Source organism: Desulfobacula sp. (assembly GCF_021107415.1).
The window spans coordinates 1-18,417 of sequence record NZ_JAIOSW010000305.1; the positions used below are offsets into that span (position 1 = coordinate 1).

Below are 18,417 nucleotides of genomic sequence, written 5' to 3' on the forward strand. Positions count from 1 at the left end.
AAAGTCATGCAAGACGCATATATCGTACAATCGGTCAGAACCCCTGGCTGCAAACAAAACAGAGGACTGTACAAACAGACAAGGCCTGAAGAACTGATTACCTTTATCATGAAGTCTGCCGTTGAAAGAACCAAAAACCTTGGTTTTGAACATTTTGATGATGTTATGATCGGCTGTGCCTTTCCTGAAGCTGAACAAGGTCTCAACATCGGCAGGGTTGCATCTCAAATGGCCGGGTTTCCCGAAAAAGTATCCGGTGCAACCGTTAACCGCTTCTGTGCATCCGGCCTTGAAGCCATTGCCCTTGCATCCGCAAGAGTCCAGATGGGCTGGTCAGATATAACCATGGGTGCCGGTATTGAATCCATGACCTTTGTTCCCATGGGAGGAAACCTTCCCCGGCCTCATCCCGAATATTCCGGAATCCACCCGGAAAACTATATTTCCATGGGTATTACAGCAGAAAATGTTGCCTCCCGTTACAATGTATCCCGGGAAGACCAGGATAAGTTTGCCGCAAAATCCCAGGCAAAAGCAGCAAGAGCCCGCGATAACGGTCTGTTTACGGAAATAATTCCCACACCTGCCACTAAATATGTAAAACTATCGGATGGGAAATACAAAAAAGAGCAATTCATTGTTGAACACGATGATGGTATCCGGGAATCAACGCCTGAAGGACTTGGAAAACTTCGGGCGGCTTTCGCTGCTGCCGGCAGTGTCACCGCAGGAAATTCCTCCCAGACAACAGACGGTGCAGCAGCAACTATTATTGCATCAAAAGGCAAATGTGATGAATTAGGACTTAAACCCATTGCAAAACTTATTGCCTATACAACCGTGGGATGCAAGTCCGATGAGATGGGTGTGGGCCCCCGCTATGCCATTCCAAAAGTTCTTAAACAAGCCGGGATGACCATTGATGATATTGATATCTATGAAATCAATGAGGCTTTTGCATCCCAGGCCCTTTACTGCATCAGGGAGCTGGGCCTTGAAAAGTATATGGACATAATCAATATCCACGGGGGCGCAATCGCATTGGGTCATCCCCTGGGATGCACCGGTGCAAAACTGACAGCTACCTGTCTTGCCAACCTCAAAGAGGTCAATGGGAAATACGGAGTTGTCTCCATGTGCATTGGCGGCGGCATGGGTGCTGCAGCCATATTTGAAAAAGTATAATTTAGAACCTTCTTATTCTAAGAATAAAGGGGCTGTATCCAACCTGATTACGGATACAGCCCCTTTTGATCTTTTTTTATAGATTCAATGCATCTGCAGCATATTCCAGATTTAAAGATTTTAGTTTTTCCCGCATGGGTGATCCGGTTTCCACATCCCAGCCTCTTGCCGTATAGTATTCATCCAGCATGAGTTTTAATTCTTCCTTGCTGATGGAATGACCTTTGGAAGCCCCTCCGGGAATTGGTTCATTCATCAGTCTTTCAGGAAGAGTGTCGTCTGCGCGCGTAAACCCCTCTCTTACATTGAAGGCCCTTGCCAGGTTATTTATCCGTTCGCCAACCATAAGGATATCATCGGGTGTATAAGAAATGCCGGTCACAGCTTCCATGAGATCTGCCGTATTTTGGGCGGCAATGCCGACAACGGCCATGTCAAGGATAAAAGCACACATGGTTGGCGCATCTGTGGTTGCTGTCCGAATATCCTGGTTCCATTTGGTCAACTCCCCTTTACCCTCAACCGCAAATCGGTCCACTTCTTTTGGAACCGGTATTCCGAATATTTCCTGGAAAGCATATCCACGACAATGATCAGCACCGGTAAAAGAGGTTGCAAAATTGAGTCCGTGAGCTTTAGCTCCTCTGACATCATAGGCAGGAAGCTCTAAGCCCTTTACATGCATGGCATACTTTTCAGATCCTTTACCGATTTTTTCAGCGGCAATTTTGGAGCCATCAGCAAGGAGGCCTCCAAGTCCTTCACGAAAGGACATTTGTTTAAGGATGGCCATCATGGCTTTATCATTACCAAAGGTTAATTCAACGCCACCCGTGTCTTCCTTTGTCAGTATACCTTTTTCATAGAGTTCCATGGCAAAAGCGATGGATACGCCGGAGGATATGGTATCAAACCCCATTTCATCTGCCAGGCGGTCTGCGGCAATGATGGCATCAATATTTTCGACCCCGGTGGCACCTCCAAAAGAATACATGGTCTCAAACTCAGGTCCTTCGGTCATGGTCCCTGCATACTCACCCGTCTTGGCCAGTTTCACCTGGCTACAGCCTACCGGGCAGCCGTAACAGTATTCTTTTCCCACATTCCGAGTGACCTGAACCTCAGTTCCAATTTTTTCTATTGGATCATACTCACCAGTTGCTGAAAAATTTTTAGTCGGAAAAATTCCCATATGGCACGTATGGTCTACTACCATTGGAGTTCCCATTTTTGAAAATGCAGGATAAAGAATTTCACTATCCTTCATGGCTTTTGTAAAGACTTTTCTGGCTTCTTTGAGTTTGTCCCTGTCTGCTATTTTTATTTTCTCAACACCCCGAACTGCAATGGCTTTAAGATTTTTCGAGCCCATTACAGCCCCAAGCCCTTTTCTTCCCACTGCCCGCCACTCATTAATAATAGAGGCGATTTTGATCTTGTTTTCTCCTGCCGGTCCAATGCAGGCAATTCTAACATTCTGATCATTGAGTTCATTTTTAATGATTTGCTGGGTATCGGTGGTTTTCATTCCCCAGAGTTTTTTAGCACTTCGGAACTTTACCTCTCCATCTTTTATCCAAATATAAACCGGCTCCTTTGACTGCCCTTCAACAATCAGCACGTCATAGCCGGCAAACTTCAGCTCAACCGGGAAATGACCACCGGACAGAGCCATGCCCACCGCACCTGTCAAAGGGGATTTAGCTGTAACAGCCATCCGGCTGGCACAAGGAACGCTGGTGCCTGAAAAAGGGCCCGGAGCAAAAATGAGTTTGTTATCAGGGCCCAGGGCATCTGCATTTGCCGGAACCTCATCAAATAAATATTTAATACCAAATCCTGCTCCACCGATGAAATCCTTTGCCATCTGAAAGGGGAGATTTTCCTCTTTCACTGTTTGATCAGTTAAATTGATTCTTAAAATTTTTCCTGTATACCCACCTTTGTACATTTTTTGCCTCCTTGGCTAAATTGTAGAAATCAAGGATTAAACCCGAATAAAAACATACCCGCCTTCAACATATCCGAACTGCCGGATATGGTCAAATATTTTTGAGAACTACTATAGAATAAAATATCCCAGACAAACGACCTCAACGCTTCTTATTTTTTTGGTAGTTTAGATACAATATATTATAACCAGAGCGGAGAATATTCGGCCAATGACTGAAAATTCTTGCTCACTGTGAGCAGGAAAGGTATAACTTGAAATGTTGTTTGACTCTGTCTCCAGTTTTTTGGAGCAGGATCACAACATACCCTTGGCAGCCCTTATATAGACTTTATTGCAAAAAACAGATGAAAAGAAGTCAATGCAAAGCTGGGGCATCAATTACTGGAAAAATAAAAATCTTGCGTTTGGTAATAAAAATTGACTGGCTTTTTGTTGAATGATTTAAAGTGAAAAGGTATTAAGTATTTTTTAAAATATAAATTAAAGGTCTTTTTATATGGCTGTATTTAATAATGTTTCCAAATTTGGATTAATTTACATGGATGCCAGACGATATCCTTATCTATGCGGCCGCTACCATTGGTGCTGTTGTCACCCTGGCCAAAACAGGGTTTCTCACCCTTTAAGACCGGATGTCAACACGGTTGATGTCACTGAATTTTACGATTCAAAAAAGGATAATGGAAAGGCGTTTGGAAGGAGTATGGTCATCTCGGGGAGTCCCATGCAGACCGGTCTCCCTGCGGTACAGGAACTGCATCAAAACTGGCGCTTCTGCACCATTACAAGAAAATCAAAATGCATCAGCCATATATCAACTACAGCCCGTTGGGAACCACCTTTTGTGCACAACTGGTCAATAAAGAAAAAATCGGCTCCTATGACGGATTTGTCACACAGATTAAAGGTATGGCTTATATAACTGGGGTACATCAATTTTTAATTGAAAATCATGACCCTTTCCAGAAAGGATATATTGTATAATGAACGCATTTGCAGATATAGTTTTAAACTTGGACGAATTAATTCAGTTCAGAAAGGATTTGCACCAGAATCCCGAACTTTCTCGAAATGAAATAAATACACAAAAAAAAATATATGATTTTATTTCCAGATTTGATCCTGACGAAATAATTACCAATATTGGCGGATATGGCCTGGCTGCAATATATAATGGAAATGCTCCGGGACCAACTTTGGCCTTTCGGGCAGATATTGATGCATTACCCATTCAAGAAAAAAATCATTTCCCTCATGCTTCAAAAATTAAAAATGTGAGTCACAAATGCGGTCATGATGGTCATACGACAATGGTTGCAGGTTTGGGAAAAATTTTACAGGACAAAAAACCTGAAAAAGGAAGAGTCGTTTTGATATTCCAGCCTGCCGAAGAAACCCTGGACGGCGCTAAAAAATTTGTTGAAGATCCGAAATTTAAAAAAATAAAACCGGATTATTTATTTGGTATACATAATTTTCAGTCTGAGGAGGAAAATCAAATACTGCTTCGATCCGGTCAAATGAGCCCTGCAGTGACCACAATGCTTGTTGATCTGGAAGGAACCGCTGCTCATGCATCTCGGCCTGAAAGCGGTGTCTGCCCATATAATGCAGCAATAAAAATAGTTGCTGGGGCATATGAATTACAGAACAATAAAGATATTTATTCTGATGATTTTTCAATGGTAACCATTGTAAATTTTATATTGGGTAAAAACCCCGGATATGGCACCGCACCTGCTGACGCGCATATTGCAATGACCTTAAGAGCTTATAAAGATGACGTATTAAGCGGATTAACCGGTCAGATTGAAAACTATATTATTAAGACTTCAAAACTGGAAAACTTATTAAACTGGAAAATTTCCTATACTGATGAGACTATTTCCTGCACCAATGATGAACAATGCTGTCAAATTGTTGAAAAAGCTGCAAAAGAGAATAATTTAGATGTTCAATATATGGATGTCCCCATGAGAGGGGGCGAAGATGTGGGCTACATTATTAATACCTGCAGCAAAGGAGGTGCATTTTTTTTATTGGGCTCAGGCCGGGATCAGCCTGATCTGCACGCACCTGATTTTGATTTTCCCGACAGATTAATTGAATCCGGTATAAAAATATACAACTCCATTATAACTCAGATATTAAATTAATATTCATACAAATTGACAAGCTCTTTCTTTATTGATAATAATTTACAATATAACCATGGGGAACGCTATGAATCCATGTCATTGACTGTTATTTAAGTTTCCCTCCTTATCCGGGGAGCATATCTAAAATTCGGCCGACGGCTGTTGATTCCGTTCTCTTCCAGCTAAATATAATAAAGGAGTAATAGAATGAAAAAATTAATGTTTTTTACGGCATTATTAGCACTTGTGGCAAGTGCCTGGGTATCTCCGGTGTTTGCAGCAAGAAGCGGTGGAACTCTCAATTTTATGGCACCTTATGGAGGAGATCTCTCCAGCCTTAACCCCTACACGACCAGTAGATATCAGGATTACCTGGTCTCAATGAATATCCATCGCAGCCTGTACCGGTGGGATGCCCAAAAAAGCATTCCCGTGCTTGACCTGGCAGAAAGTGTAGATATATCCGATGACGGCCTGACCTATACATACAAGCTGCGTCCCAACATCAAGTTTCATAACGGCCGCAAATTGACATCCGATGACATCATCTGGAGCTATACACATATTGCTTCCATGAAACCTGCTTCACCTTCCTTTATACATATCATGCCAATTCAAGGAGCCAAAGACTTGAATAATGGCAAGGCCGATACCATTAGCGGGCTAAAAAAAATAGATGCCCTGACATTTCAGATGACTATTGAAAATCCAGTAGATATGAAGTTTTACCTGTGGTTTCCTACCGTAGCTATTCTGCCAAAGGAAGAAGTGGAAGGCAATGAGGATAATTTCAGAATCAATCCCGTTGGCTGCGGACCGTTTAAATTTGTTAAATGGGTTAAAGGATCTGAAGTCATAATTGAAAAATTCGATGATTTTTATATGAAAGGCCTGCCGTATCTTGATAAGGTAAACTACAAAATCATGGGTGAAGCAGCTCCCCGTGACCTTGCCTTCAAAGCAAAAGATCTGGATGCCACCATTGTCGGTGCTGTCAACTATCCTGAATACCTTGCAGATCCTGTGATTTCCAAAAATATGATCGAAGTTGCCGAGATGTTTACCCGTCTGGTAGGTATGAACCCTGCATTTAAACCATTTGCCGACAAACGGGTTCGTCAGGCCATCAACCATGCCATTCCGGCCGACCTGATCATCGAAAAAATTCTCAAAGGCAAAGCTTTCCCTGCCAGGGGATTTCTGCCTTCAACATCACCGGCCTTTGATCCCAATGGGAAAAAATATGAGTATAATCTTGACAAAGCCAAACAACTCATGAAAGAAGCCGGATATGAAAAAGGTTTTGCCATTGAGCATGCAATCGGTACTGCTAATAAATCCTGGGGTACAGGTATTTATGAGGCAATGATGCCTTTTTTGAAAAAAATTAACATAAGCATAAAAATTGAGCAGATGGAAGGTGCTACCATGGATCAGCGGATTCGTGACGGTAAATACCAGATGTTTATCTGGTCACTTGACTCCGGGCCAGACCCTCTGGTAGTCCTCCATAGGTGGCATTCAACTACCCCTGTAGGCAGTGGCAATTATGTCAAATATAACAACCCGGAATTTGACAAATTTTTAGATCAGGCAGCCAAAGAGCGTGACGAAGCAAAAAAAATAGAACTGATCAAAAAAGCTGACGCTGTTTTTACTAAGGATGCCCCAGTCTGGTTCTTCAATTACAACAAGGCTGTCATGGCATTTCATCCCTGGGTGCACAACCTGTCCAAGGTAGCCCCGGAAATGATGTTCCAGGATCTCACCAGTGTGTGGGTGGATGAAACCTCTCCAAGAGCCAAATAAAAAAATGCATACCATGACCGGGGAAGCCATTGGGCTTTCCCGGTCATTTTGATCGAACTTAGTGTCTATAAGGTACTAAAAGGATAAATGATGTTTGCTTATGCCCTTCGCAGGCTGCTTCAATTCATTCCCACCATTTTAGTCATTACCCTGATTATGTTCATGCTGCTGAATGTACTGCCCGGCAATGCTGCACTCATGGCTGCCGGAGACCAGGACAGCGGTATGATCACCGAGCAGTATATAGAACAGATGAAGAAAGAATGGGGGTTAGACAAGCCATTGTGGCAACGGTATGCCATTTATCTGAAAGGGCTTGCCATTGGTGACCTGGGACGTTCATTCCTCAGGCGCGAACCCGTAACCCAGCTGCTCAAGGAAAGACTGTGGCCCACACTGAAACTGGCCGTTGCAGCCATGCTGGTTGCCGTATGTTTTGGAATTCCTCTTGGTTTCTATTCAGCCCTTCGCCAGGGCCGGGTGCCTGATACCATCACAATGATGGGAGCGGTATCAGGCGTGTCCATACCACAATTCTGGTTAGGGTTGCTTTTAATGTATTTTGTTTCTGTCAAACTGCATTTATTACCCCCCTTAGGATATGGAGACGGCTCCATAAAAAATATTATCCTGCCCGCATTTACACTTGGGATAGGTTATGTCGGACTTTTAGCGCGAACCACACGTGCAGCGGTTGTGGAAATCCTTACCACTGATTACATTCGCACCGCCAGGGCCAAAGGTCTGTCTGAATTTCTGGTAAACAGAAAACATGTCATGAGAAATGCATTGATTCTGATACTGACGACAGCCAGTCTTCAGTTCGGAGAGTTAATAGCCAATACGGTTATAGTGGAAAAGCTTTTTTCATGGCCGGGACTGGGCTCTCTTCTGGTGGACTCCATTTTTCAACGAGACATCCCCATAACCCAAGGCTGTATCCTGGTAATTATCCTTGTTTTTTTAATGGTCAACTTAATCGTCGACCTGCTCTATGGAGTGATCGATCCAAGAATCAGGACATCGTTTAAATGAATAAAAATTTATATAAAATTTTACACCAGACCAATCTTATGGTCGGGGGCATCATCACCTTATTTGTAATCACAGCCGCTATTTTTGCACCGGTACTGGCACCATACCACCCCATAGATGATGCAGATTTAATGGTTTCGGAAGAGCCGCCCGGAAAACCATACTGGTTCGGTACGGATATTCAGGGCCGCGACATCCTGTCACGGGTCATATACGGTGCCAGGATTTCACTGGCAGTAGGTTTGATAAGCCAGGTTTTCAATACGATTATCGGGGTCTCTTTAGGCCTGAGCGCGGGTTTTTTCGGCGGATGGTGGGATGATCTGGTTATGGGACTGACCAATATCATGCTCTCTATTCCATCATTGATTTTTGCACTGGCAGTAATGGCCCTGTTAGGCCCTGGGCTTATAAACGTCTTTATTGCCCTGGGATTCACCAATTGGTCATATTCCTGCCCCATCACCCGGTCCCAGGCCCTGGCGGCAAAAAACCTGGATTATGTCAAGGCTGCCCGGGCGCTTGGCTATGGCCGCATACGGCTTATGTTCACCCAGATTCTGCCGAATATCATAGGCCCAATTCTGATCATTGCCACATTGGGAGTTGCCGGAGCAATTCTTCTGGAAGCAGCCCTCTCGTTTCTTGGCCTTGGCGTGCAGCCGCCTACTCCCTCATGGGGAGCCATGTTGTCTGCTGCCCGGGAGCAATTATTTACAGCGCCATGGATTTCCGTTTTTCCGGGGCTTGCCATCTTTATAACAGTACTGGGGCTCAACCTGCTGGGTGATGGCCTGCGGGATATATTAGATCCTCACACTCTGACCCAACGCAATTAATAATGAATAAGGAGCATTAATGTCTTCACAAGAATTTGCCATATATTCTTCAAACATTTTCACCGGGATTCCGAGGCAGCTTTGGGCTGAAGCTGTTGGAATTAAGAACGGCTGTATTGCTGTGGTGGGAACCAACCAGGAAGTAAAATCCGCTCTTCCCAATGCAAAAGCTGTTGAATTGCCGGGACGTCTGGTCTCTCCTGGGCTTGTGGATGCTCACTGCCATTTTGTCAGCTATGCCCGCGCCCAACTGATGATTGATCTTACAGGCCTGCCCAGTATAGAAGGCTGCCGCAACATAATCAAAGAAGCTGTCTCAAAAGCAAAGCCGGGCCAATGGCTCATAGGACGAGGATGGAACCATCATCTATGGAAAGAAAACCGGGTGCCTGCCAAAGAAGACCTTGATGATATAAGTCCTGATAACCCGCTTCTGATGATAAGGGTCTGCGGCCACAGTGAATGGCTTAATTCAAAGGCCCTGCAACTTGCCGGCATCACACCTGAATCACCAGACCCACCGGGCGCCCGCTTCGATCGGGATGCCGGCGGAGAGCTTACAGGCCTTTTGCATGAAGCCAGGGACCTCATCATGGAAATAATTCCTCCCGTTGGGGATGACGAACTTAAAACCACTGTCCATGCCGCCCAGTCAGAGCTTCTAAGTCTGGGTCTGACCGGAGTGCATACATGCGAGTCTCTGGAGGAATGGAAGCTTTTGCGTGAAATGGACCAGAATAACCAATTAAAACTCAGAGTCCATCATTTGATCCAGAGTTATGACCTGAACGAGGCTGATGGACTTAACCTCAGCTGGGGAAAAGGAAATCAACAGCTCTGGATCGGGCATCTCAAGCTTTTTGCAGACGGATCACTGGGGTCAACAACCGCACTGATGCATGAATCCTATGAGGGTGATCCGGATAATTACGGTATCCACTGCCTTGATGCAGATGAACTGAAACATTATGTCCTTGAAGCATACAAGCGGGGACTCAGCGTAGCTATCCATGCCATCGGGGATAAGGCCGGCACAAATGCTTTGGATGCCATTGCCAATGGCCGCAAACAATATCCCGGCCTTTGGAGAGACCGCATCGAGCATGTTCAGCTTTATAAGTCTGAAGACCTTGCCAGGTATCGGGATATGGGTATTGTGGCTTCAGTGCAGCCGATTTTTGTTCCGTCTGACTGGCATGTGGCAGACAAACTCTGGGGCAATAAACGATGCTCCACCAGGGCATATGCATGGAAAACATTAATGGAAAACGACATACAGTTACAATTTGGTTCCGATGCCCCGATAGAGCAAATAAGACCGATCCTCGGGTTGCAGGCGGCTGTTCTCCGCCAGACATCTGATCTTAAGCCGGAAGGAGGATGGCAGCCGCAGCAGAGACTTACTTTGGAGGAGAGCCTGGCAGGCTTTACCAGGACCGCAGCCTGGACTTCACAGAAAGAAGATTACTCAGGCTCGCTTCTGCCGGGAAACTGGGCTGATCTAACCGTCTTTGAAAAGGATCTAACTGTTACACCTGCCCGGGAATGGCATAATGTAGATGTGGAAATGACAATTATAAATGGTGAAATAGTTTATCGTAAATAAATACCGGATACCAGACATAAAGGGAGCTATTGGTGAGTAACAACGAACATATATTGAACGTTCGAGACCTGAAAACCTATTTTTATACTTTGGAAGGTGTTGCCAAAGCCGTGGACGATGTATCATTCCATGCAAACCCGGGAGAAACACTTGGCATTGTAGGAGAATCCGGCAGTGGCAAAAGCGTTTCTGTTCTGTCAATCATGCGCCTGATCAAGAATCCGCCGGGCAAAATTGTCAGCGGACGGATTGAATTTGACGGTACCAATCTGCTGGAGCTGCCGGAAAACAAAATGCGCAAAATCCGGGGAAACCGGATTTCCATGATTTTCCAGGAGCCCATGACATCCCTGAATCCTGTATTTACCATAGGAAACCAGATTGCAGAAATGTTTGTCGTCCACCAGGGACTGAATAAAAAGGACAGCCTTGACCGGGCAATAGATATGCTCGACAGGGTAAAAATTCCTTCTCCCCGCAATCGAGCACAGGAATTTCCCCACCAGCTTTCCGGCGGCATGCGTCAGCGTGCCATGATTGCCATGGCTTTGGCCTGCAACCCTGAAATTCTGATTGCTGACGAGCCTACAACGGCTCTGGACGTCACCATCCAGGCACAAATACTCGAGCTGATGCTGGAACTAAAGGAACAATATAATACGGCTGTACTGATGATTACCCATGATCTGGGCGTGATTGCTGAAATTGCACAACGGGTGGTTGTCATGTATGCAGGCAAGGTGGTTGAGGAAGGACCGACAAAAGATCTGTTCGAAAATCCTAAACATCCTTATACCAAGGGATTGTTGCAATCAATACCCATACTGGGACGGCGGGCCAAATACGGGAGGGACCGCTTGACTGAAATCCCAGGCATAGTTCCAAGTTTATATGAATTACCCAAAGGATGCAGCTTTCAACCCCGCTGCCAGGAATGCATTCCTGAGTGCAGGGTAACCCTGCCTGATTTAAGGCCCCTGGAACTGGAGCGTAAAGTACGATGTCATTTGTATTAATAAAAATCGAAGCTTATGGACCGGGAACACTGGTGTTTTCTGTTCTGTCTTCCAAAAACAGTCAAGGAATCTGATCAATTGGAAACACTTCTTAGCGTAAAAGATCTAAAGGTTCATTTTCCGGTTAAAAAAGGATTTTTTGGTAATACCACCGGATATGTGCATGCTGTGGACGGAATCTCGCTGTCATTGGAGAAAGGTGAAACATTAGGGATTGTGGGTGAGAGCGGCTGCGGCAAAACTACTGCCGGGATGGCTATGTTAAGGCTTGAAGAGCCCACTGAAGGCCAGGTCTTTTTTCAAGACAAAGATATTGCCAAAATGACACATAAAGAGAGGAAATCCCTGCGTTGTGAAATGCAGATTATTTTTCAGGACCCCTATTCTTCACTGAACCCCCGCATGCCGCTTAATCGAATTATAGCGGATCCCATGAAAATTCATAATCTCTACACAGGCAAGGCTTTAAAGGAACGGGTTGCTTACCTCCTGGAAACAGTGGGACTGTCACCTGAACAGGGTAATCGTTATCCCCATGAATTTTCTGGAGGACAGCGCCAGCGGATTGGTATTGCAAGGGCCCTGGCCCTCAACCCAAAGCTGATCATAGGTGACGAACCTGTATCAGCCTTAGATGTTTCAATCCAGGCACAGATCATCAACCTTCTCATAGATCTTCAGAAGGAATTCCAGCTTTCCTATATTATCATTTCCCATGACCTCGCCGTGGTTGAGTACATCTGCGACAGGATCGCAGTTATGTACGTAGGTAAAATAGTTGAATTTACAACCTATGACAAATTGTACAGCGATCCCAAACATCCCTATACCCAGGCATTACTTTCAGCGATCCCCAAACCCGAGCCAGGAGCAAGAAAACAGCGTATCGTATTGGGGGGAGATGTCCCCAGTCCCATCAATCCCCCTTCGGGCTGTCGTTTTCACCCCCGTTGCCCAAAGGTAATGGATATCTGTCGGCAAAGACAACCGGAATTATCCGATGTAGAATCCGGTCATCAAGTTGCTTGCCATCTATATTAAAAAAAGGCAATTAATCATGAAAATTTATATCAGTGCTGATATTGAAGGCATAACCGGAACAACAGACTGGAGTGAAGTAACAAAAAGCTGTGATGATTACGCCCAATTCCAGGAACAGATGACAAAGGAGGTGTGTGCAGCCTGTGAAGGAGCTGTTGAAGCAGGTGCCACCAGTATACTCGTTAAAGATGCCCATTCAACTGCCTGCAATATCATTGCATCAAAACTGCCTGAAAAGGTAAAGCTTGTCAGGGGCTGGAGCAGACATCCCTATATGATGATGCAGGAGATAAACAAAAGCTTTGATGCAGCTTTCATGATTGGATATCACTGTGCAGCAGGAGCAGGAGGGAATCCCCTTGCACACACCATGAGCAGCACTCTTATTGCAGATATTGAGATAAACGGACATCCACTTGTATCTGAATTTTTCTTAAATACATATACTGCTGCCCTTGAACAGGTTCCTGTTGTTTTTTTATCAGGTGACAGGGAGATTTGCAGGGAAGCCAAAAAACTTTTATCTGAAATCATCACAGTTCCGGTAAAAGAAGGATCAGGCGGTTCCACCATCAATATTCATCCTGATGAGGCAATACAAAAAATAAGAGCTGCAAGCAAAAGAGCCCTTGAAAAACCACTTGTTCCTTTTAAATTTGAACTACCTGAATATTTTACTGTTAAAATTACTTATTTAAATATTAAAGATGCCTATAAAGCATCATTCTACCCCGGATCAAAACTTATTTCTCCAAAAATTGTATTGTTTGAAACTCAAAATTATTTTGATGTTCTAAGAATGCTTGTTTTTGTTTTGTAACTGCCACGGGCAGTTTTTGAAGATTTTATCGAATATATTATTTTTTTATTAATGTGCTCCTAATCCCTGGCAATACCTGGTTCCAGACGTTTGGCACTATGTACTTTATCATGATTTTTGATGAACTGACGAATGACAGGCAAAAGATTGGAAAGGCCATCCTCCAGCGGCAGGATCACAGGGATATTCAGCCTTGCTTCAAGGGTTTGCCTGTATTGTTCCAGATCTTGTTTTGAGCCCCCGGTCCCATTGAGGGTAACAGCCAATACTTTTGTCTTGTACATTTCAATCAGCCTTATCTCATCTGCTACATCCGGCAGCAGGCAACCGATGTCTTCAGTTGCAGCATAAAATTTTCTGAATGGGGTATGTTGAAGGATGACTCCCTTTACATTGCCGGAAACAATAATCTCCGATCCACAGGGGCCCAAGGGATTTCTCAATGAAGACTGCCCTTCGATCAGGATAATATCCGGAGACGATTCCTGCTCACATTCAATAATCGCTGTCTCTATCTCCCCGCTGACAAAATCATTTATTGTGGTGTCCAGGATAAACCCGTGGAGATTCCCCTGAAGCCATCCTGTCTGACCGGTATATATCATTTCAGCATGAATCTTGTTTGCCAGACATGTCTCAATGATCATCCGGGATGTTGTGCGCTTGCCAAGGGCGCAATCCATACCCAATATTGCCAGCCTGGGAACTTTCATTTGAAAAATCCGACCGGACCAGAAGTGAAGCTGGTCAAAGGGTTTGTGGCGGCGGATGTCTATAATTTCAGCATTATGGGTCTTGGCGACTTCCCTGAAAACAGGGTGATCTCCAAGCAGCATGTGCATCCCATTGACAATGGAAATACCAAGTTTCAGGATATCCAGTGCCAGCGCCTGCCATTGCTCATTGAGTCTGCCGCCGCTCAAGGCAACACCGATAATCGCGTAATCCGGCTTGGTGCCTGCTGCCTTTATGTATGCATCAACAGTTGCATAAACCGGGATGTTCCTATACATTCCATCAAGGACTTCACCGGCATCCCGGCCTGCACTGTTATAGTCGATAACACCTTTGATATCAAATCGTTCAGTACCACGAATCAAGCCATGGGCTGTTTTTGCATCTGCATGTTCCAAACTTCCATTGGTAAGGATAAAGGCTGATCCCATCATGATATTCTTTTTTCTATGTTCCAAAATATTTTCAACCTTATCGACATCTTCAATTTTTTTATAATTCATTAGATTCTTTTCACTCCCAATCCAGGTTGTTCAGTGGTGATAAGCCACCCATTATCAAGAATAAAACCGCCTGTTACCAGGTCCTTTGCCAAATCCAGGCTCCCGTCCAGATCCAGAAATCTAGTGGCCCTTGATGCAAAAGCTGCGTGCAGCGCACCTGCAATGGAAACAATGCTTTCATCCATGCATCCCCACATGAGATCAATACCTGCGTGGCAGGCCATATCGGCAATTTCCAGGCCAGGCCCGATCCCGCCGCATTTCATCAGCTTAATATTGAAAATACCAAAAGGATAGGGCTCAAACAGACAATTTAAAGCGGTTTTTGGAGAAAGAAGGCTTTCATCCGCGGCCGAGAGCCTGCGCATATGTTCAGGCAGGGATCGCATCCCGTCAAGATCCAATGCAGTAAGAGGCTGTTCCACAAACTCAAGCGCATCTTTTGTGGCATCAAAAAACCGCTTATATTCTGATAGAGTATAACCCTGGTTTGCATCTACCCGGATACGCATGGCAGTTTTGAATATTTCTTTAAGCCGCATAACGCGTTCAATATCTTCTTCTACATCAAGCCCGGTTTTAATTTTTAAAATGGTAAACCCCTGTTCCTGATACTCCCGGGCCTCCATCAGCATCTCTTCTATAGATTTGATCCCTATGGTTATGGAAGTCTGCAGCCGGTCATGAACCCGGCCCAGAATATCAACCAGGGGTACGCCAATCGTAGTAGCCAAAAGATCATGCAGGGCGATATCAGCCGCCGCAAGAGCCGCAGGAGTATCAGTCATGGCTTCATTCAATTTTTGGAGTAATGCCCTGTGGTACATAACATCCTGACCCTTAAGAACAGGTTCCAATTGCTCATTCAAAGCTTTTTCACAGGTCATAATGCTCTCACCGGTTACACCTTCTGCCGGTGAACCTGCACCAATCCCAACATTGCCATTATCATCTTCCAGAAGAACAAACAGATTTTCAACCGAGTCAATCCGCTCATATGCAATGGTGTAAGGACGCGTCAATGCCAGGTTCTCTTTCCAAATAGTAATTTTTTTTATTTTCATAACTTAATGCCCCTATAAATCATTTTTTAAACCAAAAATTAAGATCCTGTTTGATTATAGCCCTGTCATTTCGGCATCCAGCCTTTTATATGGGGAGGAAGCTGTGTCCACTTTCTGCGTGTATGGGTCACCATAAAGGATTCAGCATGTCTGATACCGTCAAGCTTACTCATTTCTTCCTCATAGAATTTAAACATCCATTGAATACCTTCCGTTACTATGACTTCTACAAAAATATCAGCCTTACGACGTCTTTTTTACGACCTCTTGCTAATTGAAAATTTCCTTTAAATAGTGCCCGGTATAGCTTTTTGGCTTCATAGCTATCGTTTCAGGAGGCCCTTGGGCAATAATTTCCCCTCCGCTGTTACCCCCTTCAGGCCCAAGATCAATAATCCAGTCTGCTGTTTTAATGACATCCAGGTTGTGCTCAATAATGATTACCGTATTGCCGGCCTTAGTCAGGCGTGAAAGGACTTTTAAAAGGAGTCTGACATCCCTGAAATGGAGTCCTGTTGTGGGTTCATCAAGGATGTAGAGGGTTTCTCCGGTATCCCTTTTGGCAAGTTCCCGGGCAAGCTTGATTCTCTGGGCCTCTCCACCCGAAAGCGTGGTGGCTGCCTGTCCAAGCTTGATGTAGGAAAGCCCTACATCCATTAATGTATTCAGAATATTTGTGATTTTGGGATGGTTTGCAAACAGCTTTTTTGCCTGCATGACAGACAGATTCAGGATATCGGAAATGGAATGACCCTTATACGTAATTTCAAGGGTTGCCCGGTTGAACCGTTTTCCCATACAGACTTCACAAGGAACAAATACATCGGCCAAAAAATGCATCTCCACTTTAATATGACCGTCACCTCTACAGGCCTCGCACCTGCCACCCTTTACGTTAAAAGAATATCTTCCCTTTTTATATCCCCGGGCTTTTGATTCAGGCAGCATGGCAAAAAAATCCCGGATATGGTCAAACACTTTGGTATAGGTGGCAGGGTTGCTTCGAGGGGTCCGGCCGATGGGCTTCTGGTCAATATTAATAATTTTGTCCAGATGGGAGAGTCCTTTGATTTTGTCATGCCGGCCTACAGTCATTTGGGAGCCATGAAGCTTGACTGCCAGGGCCGGATAGAGAATCTGATTAATCAGAGTTGATTTTCCCGCCCCGGATACGCCCGTGACTGCCACTAAAAGCCCCAGGGGTATTTTTACCGTAATATTTTTCAAATTATTCTCAGAGGCTTTGACAATGGTGATCCATTTACTTCCCCGACTTTTATGACTTTTCCTTTTTTTAGGGATATCTATTTGTTCTTTACCGGTTAAAAATTTACCGGTGATGGATGCCGGGTTCTCTTTAATCTGATCCGGTGTGCCCTGGGCCACGATCTGTCCGCCAAGATGCCCTGCCCCGGGACCGATATCCACGATCCAGTCGGATTCTTCCATGGTTTCCCGGTCATGTTCCACAATGATCAGGGTGTTGCCGATATCCCGCAAATGATGAAGGGTGTGCAATAGTTTGATATTATCTCTTTGATGCAGACCGATGGACGGTTCATCCAGGATATAGAGAACCCCTGTAAGCTCCGAGCCCACCTGGGAAGCAAGTCTGATTCTCTGGGATTCACCGCCGGAGAGAGTCGGCCCGCTCCTGTCAAGTGAGAGGTAGTCCAGTCCCACATTTACAAGAAACCCGAGCCGATCTGAGATTTCCTTTAGCAGTTCTTCGGCAATCAATTTCTTATTTCCAGTCAGGTTCAGTCCATTAACAAAATCAAAGGCTTCCTTGACGGTCATAGCCGTCACATCCATAATCGATTTTTTATTGATATGAACATGAAGCACTTCATTTTTCAACCGCTTGCCCTGACAGGCAGGACAGGTGCTGGCTGTCATAAATGCGGAATAGTATTTTTTTTGGCCCTCGGACTGGGTGGACTTGTATCGCCGCATCAGGGTATGAATCAGTCCTTCATGGGTTCTGGTAAATTCCCCCTGAATCTTGGCTGAATTCCAGTTGACCGTCATCTCTTTATTTTTTGAGCCATACAGGAGAAGGTCTTTATCTTTTTGGGACAATTTTTTCCAGGGAATATCAAAATTGATACCCCATTGCCGCTCCATGGCCTTAAGCTGGCTCATGCCCCAGGAATTATCATTTTGATACCGTGGTTTTTTAATAAAATAATTCTTCCACGGGATGACCGCACCCTGCCGGATGCTTAAATCCTTATCCGGCACAACCTTGTCCGGGTCCATGGAAAGCAGCGTTCCAATGCCATTGCAATCCGGACACATGCCCAGAGGTGAATTAAACGAAAAAATCTGTGGCGTTAATTCCGGGTATGCAACCCCGCAGCAGGATCGGGCCTCACTCATTTTCAAATCTTCTCTGCCCGGCATATGGACAATCATCTGACCATTCCCCAGTTTAAGTGCATTCTCCACAGAGTCGGTCAGGCGTTTCTCAAACTTTTTATCATTTTTAATCTTCAGGCGGTCCACCACAACTTCTATATGGTGTTTCTTGATTCTGGCAAGGGGCTGAACATTTTCAAGTCCTTGAACAACTCCATCCACCCTGACCCTGGCATACCATTGTTTTTTCAGCTTTTCAAGCCTGTCTTTATGTTCTCCCTTCCGGTTTTCCACAATGGGGGAAAGGATCA

The 18,417-nt window shown here is 44.7% G+C and carries 14 protein-coding genes; 10 read left to right on the forward strand and 4 right to left on the reverse strand.

The window, feature by feature from the left end; genetic code table 11:
* Positions 1 to 6: 6 nt before the first annotated feature.
* Positions 7 to 1,185 (forward strand): thiolase family protein, encoded by a 1,179-nt coding sequence (locus K8S13_RS15785; protein WP_291463961.1) that lies wholly within the window; start codon positions 7 to 9, stop codon positions 1,183 to 1,185.
* A gap of 76 nt (positions 1,186 to 1,261) precedes the next feature.
* Here K8S13_RS15785 and K8S13_RS15790 read toward each other — a convergent pair whose 3' ends face one another.
* The gene (locus K8S13_RS15790) at positions 1,262 to 3,136 is read right to left on the reverse strand and encodes an aldehyde ferredoxin oxidoreductase family protein (RefSeq protein WP_291463939.1); all 1,875 of its coding nucleotides are present in this window, start codon (positions 3,134 to 3,136) and stop codon (positions 1,262 to 1,264) included.
* A 777-nt stretch (positions 3,137 to 3,913) separates the two neighbouring features.
* Between K8S13_RS15790 and K8S13_RS25730 the strand changes: the two genes are divergently transcribed.
* The 9 genes from K8S13_RS25730 to K8S13_RS15835 all read left to right on the forward strand — a co-directional run bounded on the left by K8S13_RS25730 (position 3,914) and on the right by K8S13_RS15835 (position 13,443).
* Positions 3,914 to 4,123 carry a proline racemase family protein gene (locus K8S13_RS25730; RefSeq protein ID WP_367172657.1) on the forward strand — a complete coding sequence of 70 codons (210 nt, stop codon included), beginning with the start codon at positions 3,914 to 3,916 and terminating at the stop codon, positions 4,121 to 4,123.
* On the forward strand, positions 4,123 to 5,295 hold the full coding sequence (locus K8S13_RS15800) for an amidohydrolase (RefSeq protein ID WP_291463942.1): 1,173 nt from the start codon (positions 4,123 to 4,125) through the stop codon (positions 5,293 to 5,295). The genes K8S13_RS25730 and K8S13_RS15800 overlap by 1 nt, the downstream gene beginning before the upstream one ends.
* Before the next feature lie 189 nt (positions 5,296 to 5,484).
* Positions 5,485 to 7,086 (forward strand): ABC transporter substrate-binding protein, encoded by a 1,602-nt coding sequence (locus K8S13_RS15805; protein WP_291463943.1) that lies wholly within the window; start codon positions 5,485 to 5,487, stop codon positions 7,084 to 7,086.
* Between the two features lie 87 nt (positions 7,087 to 7,173).
* Entirely contained in the window at positions 7,174 to 8,121 is a 948-nt protein-coding gene (locus tag K8S13_RS15810) for an ABC transporter permease (RefSeq protein WP_291463945.1), read from the forward strand.
* Positions 8,118 to 8,960: an ABC transporter permease gene (locus K8S13_RS15815; protein ID WP_291463947.1), complete on the forward strand. Its 843-nt coding sequence runs from the start codon at positions 8,118 to 8,120 to the stop codon at positions 8,958 to 8,960. The genes K8S13_RS15810 and K8S13_RS15815 overlap by 4 nt, the downstream gene beginning before the upstream one ends.
* A gap of 19 nt (positions 8,961 to 8,979) precedes the next feature.
* Positions 8,980 to 10,566, forward strand: coding sequence for an amidohydrolase family protein (locus K8S13_RS15820; protein ID WP_291463949.1), 1,587 nt, complete (start codon positions 8,980 to 8,982; stop codon positions 10,564 to 10,566).
* 32 nt (positions 10,567 to 10,598) lie between these two features.
* Positions 10,599 to 11,582 (forward strand): ABC transporter ATP-binding protein, encoded by a 984-nt coding sequence (locus K8S13_RS15825; RefSeq protein WP_291463951.1) that lies wholly within the window; start codon positions 10,599 to 10,601, stop codon positions 11,580 to 11,582.
* 15 nt (positions 11,583 to 11,597) lie between these two features.
* Positions 11,598 to 12,623 (forward strand): ABC transporter ATP-binding protein, encoded by a 1,026-nt coding sequence (locus K8S13_RS15830; protein WP_291463952.1) that lies wholly within the window; start codon positions 11,598 to 11,600, stop codon positions 12,621 to 12,623.
* Between the two features lie 16 nt (positions 12,624 to 12,639).
* On the forward strand, positions 12,640 to 13,443 hold the full coding sequence (locus K8S13_RS15835) for a M55 family metallopeptidase (protein ID WP_291463954.1): 804 nt from the start codon (positions 12,640 to 12,642) through the stop codon (positions 13,441 to 13,443).
* A gap of 59 nt (positions 13,444 to 13,502) precedes the next feature.
* Here K8S13_RS15835 and K8S13_RS15840 read toward each other — a convergent pair whose 3' ends face one another.
* The 3 genes from K8S13_RS15840 to uvrA all read right to left on the reverse strand — a co-directional run.
* Positions 13,503 to 14,681, reverse strand: a complete 1,179-nt coding sequence (locus K8S13_RS15840; RefSeq protein WP_291463956.1) for a DUF1611 domain-containing protein — start codon at positions 14,679 to 14,681, stop codon at positions 13,503 to 13,505.
* Complete coding sequence (locus K8S13_RS15845) at positions 14,681 to 15,745, reverse strand: mandelate racemase/muconate lactonizing enzyme family protein (protein WP_291463958.1); 1,065 nt, start codon at positions 15,743 to 15,745, stop codon at positions 14,681 to 14,683. Before K8S13_RS15845 ends, K8S13_RS15840 begins: the two co-directional genes overlap by 1 nt.
* Positions 15,746 to 16,015: 270 nt before the next feature.
* Positions 16,016 to 18,417 (reverse strand): excinuclease ABC subunit UvrA (uvrA, locus tag K8S13_RS15850; protein WP_291463960.1); only part of this gene is annotated, 2,402 nt, incomplete at its 5' end.

Coding starts and splice junctions, on each gene's coding strand:
- K8S13_RS15790 (WP_291463939.1), bottom strand. CDS start 3,136: ATGTACAAAGGTGGGTATACAGGAAAAATTTTAAGAATCAATTTAACT.
- K8S13_RS15830 (WP_291463952.1), top strand. CDS start 11,598: ATGGACCGGGAACACTGGTGTTTTCTGTTCTGTCTTCCAAAAACAGTC.
- K8S13_RS15835 (WP_291463954.1), top strand. CDS start 12,640: ATGAAAATTTATATCAGTGCTGATATTGAAGGCATAACCGGAACAACA.
- K8S13_RS15805 (WP_291463943.1), top strand. CDS start 5,485: ATGAAAAAATTAATGTTTTTTACGGCATTATTAGCACTTGTGGCAAGT.
- K8S13_RS15840 (WP_291463956.1), bottom strand. CDS start 14,681: ATGAATTATAAAAAAATTGAAGATGTCGATAAGGTTGAAAATATTTTG.
- K8S13_RS15815 (WP_291463947.1), top strand. CDS start 8,118: ATGAATAAAAATTTATATAAAATTTTACACCAGACCAATCTTATGGTC.
- K8S13_RS15845 (WP_291463958.1), bottom strand. CDS start 15,745: ATGAAAATAAAAAAAATTACTATTTGGAAAGAGAACCTGGCATTGACG.
- K8S13_RS15785 (WP_291463961.1), top strand. CDS start 7: ATGCAAGACGCATATATCGTACAATCGGTCAGAACCCCTGGCTGCAAA.
- K8S13_RS15800 (WP_291463942.1), top strand. CDS start 4,123: ATGAACGCATTTGCAGATATAGTTTTAAACTTGGACGAATTAATTCAG.
- K8S13_RS15820 (WP_291463949.1), top strand. CDS start 8,980: ATGTCTTCACAAGAATTTGCCATATATTCTTCAAACATTTTCACCGGG.
- K8S13_RS15810 (WP_291463945.1), top strand. CDS start 7,174: ATGATGTTTGCTTATGCCCTTCGCAGGCTGCTTCAATTCATTCCCACC.